Here is a 4,112-nt window from a genome sequence, read left to right on the forward strand (position 1 = left end):
CTACAAATATTTTACGCGATCTTGTGAGAAACTGCTTCAGGCCGAAGTCCAACCCGACGCTTTTACCCGATCTTGGTTCGACAGCGGTCTCTTCAGTTTCACACGTCAGATGAATGTATATATCTCCCAGAAAGTCGCGTTTAACCGTCAAGGTCTTAATTTTTCCTTCAATATTGCGGGACTTGGAATATTTGTATACGTTGCCCATAATTATAATCTTATTCCCTTCAAGCAGTTTGTATCCGGTCTGCTTCAAAGTGAAAGATTTGTACTTCTTGATCTTCTTGAAGGAAGGCGGTGCTGTTTTGATACCGCGCTTTTGGTTTTTGAAAAAAAGCTTGTAGTTCCTTTCAATCCGCTGGGCAATATCCTGGATCGCCTGGGAACCTAACTGATTCCAGAAAACAAACCTTCGGCGTTTCTTTAATTTCGTCATATGTTGCATCAGTTTGTTGACGTTCAAATGTTTTCCGTACAGGCGGTAGTATCTCTTATGCAGGGCTATAAGGTGGTTATATATCTGTCCAGCAACGTCTATCAGTCTATGAAGTTTTTTGTTCTTCTTTGAGCGATAGAGCTTGAAACGGTAGGTTTTCATTTGTTCTTCTGCTTCTCAATATACTTACGGATAGTCTCTTCGGATATGTGACCAACCGATTCACAGTAGTATGATCTGGTCCACATAGACGGTAGCCTACTTTTCAGCGATGGGAACTCTTGTCTCAATATACGAGAAGTATAACCTTTCAACTGCTGTACGATAAAATGGGGGCTATTGGTAGGCGTTGTTTTCACGAACAGATGTACATGATCTGGCATGATCTCCATTTGGACAATCTCTAGTTCAATCTCATGAGCCTTTTGTAGCAGCAGTTCTTCTAGCCGTTTTGCCACATCATCCACCAGTACTTTACGGCGGTATTTAGGACACCAGATAAGATGATAGCTAATATTGTATACGGTTGTTGTTGATCGTTTCCATCTTTTCCCGTTCATAATTAAATTATAATATAGTTATTAGATATTTGCAATACATCTAATAAAAATAATATCGCCTTTCATCCCATTTTTAAAAAAGGGGGCTTTCCCGGCGGTTGATCGTAAGTATAATAACCCTCTTCATATCCTTCCCCCCAAAAATAAGAATATAGCACAACGATAAGCCATTAAATTATCTCGTATTAAAAAACTTTGTCAATATGGCTGCCAATGAGTAATGAGTTTTTCTTTATTTAGTGCCAGTAAAATTTCCCACCCGAAGAGGGACATCTGCTCCCCTTTTATTCCATTTCGTGGCAATTGTGACATAAGCTTAACCAATTTTAAGCAAATCTGTAACCCTTCCCGGATAGAATGACAATGTCGATGGAAATTTCCTTTGGAAGGGAGGATGTTTTATGTCTTTGCGGAAGATACAACCTCAAGTTTGCCAATTTTGCAATAGCGACAGTAAAGACAAGAAAAAACTTTAAAAGGGGGGAGGTTGTCAAAATGAAGATGCGTATTTTTGCGAGGTGGGCAACTGTTTTCATACTGCTAGTTACTTTGCTTACCGGAGGAACCATGGCCCAAGAATCAATGCCTAAAAATATTATCTTGATGATCGGCGACGGAATGGGCTTCGCTCAGCTTACATTAGGAAAGCTGGCCAAGGGAAGTCTCGCAATAGAAGAGTGCCCTGTTGGAGGTGCCATGACGACGGATCCTCTGCCGTCAAGCGGCGTCATCACAGACTCAGCTGCGGCAGGCACGGCTTTAGCTACGGGATACAAGACCGATAACGGGATTATATCTCAAACACCGGAGGGCAAGGCCCTCTACACCGTTTTGGAAAACGCCCGCGATAAGGGGAAGGCTACCGGGCTTGTGACCACAACTCGAATAACCCATGCGACACCTGCTGTATTTGCCACCCACATAGACGACAGAGACAACGAAAACGCCATAGCGGAACAGATTGTTAACTCTGACGTAAACGTCCTTTTAGGTGGCGGACTGCGCCACTTTGTCTCGAAGGGCCAAGATGGAAGCAAAAGAAGTGATGATAGGGATTTGGTGAAGGAAATGGAGGCAAAGGGATACACCTTTGTAAAGGATCGTCAGGGGCTCCTGGATGTCACTAACAAGGGCGAAGGCAAGATTTTAGGTCTCTTTAAAGGAAGTCATATGAGCTACGAGCTTGACAGAGGCGCAAATAAAGAGCCGAGCATAGATGAAATGACGAAAGCTGCCTTAGATATCTTGAGCAAAGATCAAGATGGGTTTTTCCTCATGGTTGAAGGAGGAAGGATCGATCATGCATCCCATGCTAACGACGCTCCAACGACGATGGCTGACATGATAGCCTTTGACGAGGCCGTCAAAACGGCTCTTGATTTCGCTAAAATGGATGGCAATACACTCGTCATCGTTACGGCAGACCATGCCAACGGAGGGTTATCCATAGGCATGGGCGAGGAGCAGTGGGCAAAGCCCGAAATTCTTTTTGCAGTGAAAGGTTCTGTTGAAGAAAAGATCACCCCCATGTTAAAAAAAGATTCATCTGTTGAAAACATTAAAAAGATCGCAGCCGAGTATATGGGCGTAACGGACCTTACGGAGGAGGAAGTAGCTGCTATTCAACAAGGACTTAAGATCGAGGGCGAATGGACGGCTACAGATCCTATCGTAAAAGTTATAAACGAGCGGGCCCATATCGGTTGGACGACTCATGAACACGACGGCAGCGTTGTTCCTCTATTCGCCTTCGGGCCGGGATCTGCGCTATTTTCAGGCATCAAAGATAATACCTATGTGGGTAAATCAATCTTCCAATTGCAGGGAGGAGTTGCTCAAAAAGTCGCCTTTGCTGTCTTAGGCGATCTTCACGTGGTGCCAAAGGAACCGGTCTTAGCAGAGTCAAAGTGAGCTATGTAAACGTTCAAGTCGATGCCACTGCAGGTGTCATGGTTCGTACAGGTGTCGACCTAAAGGAAGGCGACCCAATAGGAATGAAGCCGAATTCGCGAGAAATTGTTCGCTCACCCGTCTCTGGCGTTATAAAGTTCATCACCTTCGATTCCGATACGCACACGCTCATTGTAACTATAAGGGAAAATTAAAAGACAGCGGCGACATGGCGGAAAAATCAATTGCCATGTCGCCGCTCAAATGGGGTATCATGGCCTTATCCTTTTTCCGTTGCGTGTTGCTTTACCCTCCCCGTTTTATCTATATGAATGTTTACATCTGCTATCATGGGAAAATAGTCAACTACGCACTTTTTGAAAAGGGCTTTTGTCCCATCTTTGGGCTTGGTTTTTCGGCAAACCTCGGTTGTGTAAGGCACGCATTTATGCTATCTTTTATTGTTAGGTAATACTAATATATTATAGTTATATTGACATCATTTTAACGCAAAAAAGGGGGTTGAATGAATGAAAGCCATAGGAATCGTCTGTAGCCCACGGAAAAACGGGAATTCTGATGTACTCGTGCGAGAGATTTTAAAATCTAGCGGTATTAAGGAGAATGAGATATTTTATCCTAACGAGATGAATATAAAGGGATGCCAGGCATGTTACTCTTGTAAAGAGCGAGGTAGATGTGCCGTAGAAGATGACATGGGGAAAATATACGATGCCATTGAAAAGGCCGACATCGTGGTCTTCGGGGCCCCGATATATATGTCAGGTGTGACAGCTCAGTTTAAGACGGTGCTCGATCGGTTATTTGCCTTTTTGGGGCCGGCGCCTGAGTTCGTCAGTCGCCTACCGAGGGGGAAGAGGGCAGCACTTGTAGTGTCCCAGGGGTACGAAGACGCAAAGGAATATGAAGCGCATATTAATCAAATGAAAAATGCCATAGCTTCTATAGGGTTTGAAGATGTAAGGGTTCTTGTGGCGCCTGGACTCAACGGCCTTGGAGAAGCAATAGGGAAGCCGGATATGGTTAAGGAGGCCCGAATAATTGGAGAATCTTTGGTCCGAGCGTAAGCTCCATGTGACATTGATTGCGTAATTGCGTAAATTTGCCTTAAAATCTTTATTTGCCTTTCCGCGATAAAAAGTCCTTGCTAAAGATCTATAAGTTATGTTATATTCTTTCCCGATGGGCCGGTAGCTCAGTTGGTT

At 44.0% G+C, this 4,112-nt stretch carries 5 protein-coding genes; 3 read left to right on the plus strand and 2 right to left on the minus strand.

The features are described from left to right. Together B3N34_RS00005 and tnpA are read right to left on the minus strand one after the other, a co-directional pair. On the minus strand, positions 1-598 hold a 598-nt coding region (locus B3N34_RS00005; RefSeq protein WP_286973666.1), incomplete at its 3' end, for an RNA-guided endonuclease InsQ/TnpB family protein. Further along, complete coding sequence (tnpA, locus tag B3N34_RS00010) at positions 595-996, minus strand: IS200/IS605 family transposase (protein WP_286973668.1); 402 nt, start codon at positions 994-996, stop codon at positions 595-597. The genes B3N34_RS00005 and tnpA, both read right to left, overlap by 4 nt. Before the next feature lie 495 nt (positions 997-1,491). On the opposite strand from tnpA, the gene B3N34_RS00015 reads away from it, so the two are divergent. The 3 genes from B3N34_RS00015 to B3N34_RS00025 all read left to right on the plus strand — a co-directional run bounded on the left by B3N34_RS00015 (position 1,492) and on the right by B3N34_RS00025 (position 3,974). Continuing rightward, positions 1,492-2,907 (plus strand): alkaline phosphatase, encoded by a 1,416-nt coding sequence (locus tag B3N34_RS00015; RefSeq protein WP_286973669.1) that lies wholly within the window; start codon positions 1,492-1,494, stop codon positions 2,905-2,907. Next, positions 2,904-3,101 carry a glycine cleavage system protein H gene (locus B3N34_RS00020; protein ID WP_286973671.1) on the plus strand — a complete coding sequence of 66 codons (198 nt, stop codon included), beginning with the start codon at positions 2,904-2,906 and terminating at the stop codon, positions 3,099-3,101. The genes B3N34_RS00015 and B3N34_RS00020 overlap by 4 nt, the downstream gene beginning before the upstream one ends. A 315-nt stretch (positions 3,102-3,416) precedes the next feature. Then, positions 3,417-3,974 carry a flavodoxin family protein gene (locus tag B3N34_RS00025; protein WP_286973673.1) on the plus strand — a complete coding sequence of 186 codons (558 nt, stop codon included), beginning with the start codon at positions 3,417-3,419 and terminating at the stop codon, positions 3,972-3,974. Positions 3,975-4,112 lie beyond the last annotated feature (138 nt).

This window comes from Acetomicrobium sp. UBA5826, from assembly GCF_002433005.1.
In the GTDB taxonomy this organism is placed as follows: Bacteria; Synergistota; Synergistia; order Synergistales; family Acetomicrobiaceae; genus Acetomicrobium.

Excerpts from the sequence above, each read along its gene's own strand:
- tnpA (WP_286973668.1), bottom strand. The coding sequence starts at position 996 with ATGAACGGGAAAAGATGGAAACGATCAACAACAACCGTATACAATATT.
- B3N34_RS00015 (WP_286973669.1), top strand. The coding sequence starts at position 1,492 with ATGAAGATGCGTATTTTTGCGAGGTGGGCAACTGTTTTCATACTGCTA.
- B3N34_RS00025 (WP_286973673.1), top strand. The coding sequence starts at position 3,417 with ATGAAAGCCATAGGAATCGTCTGTAGCCCACGGAAAAACGGGAATTCT.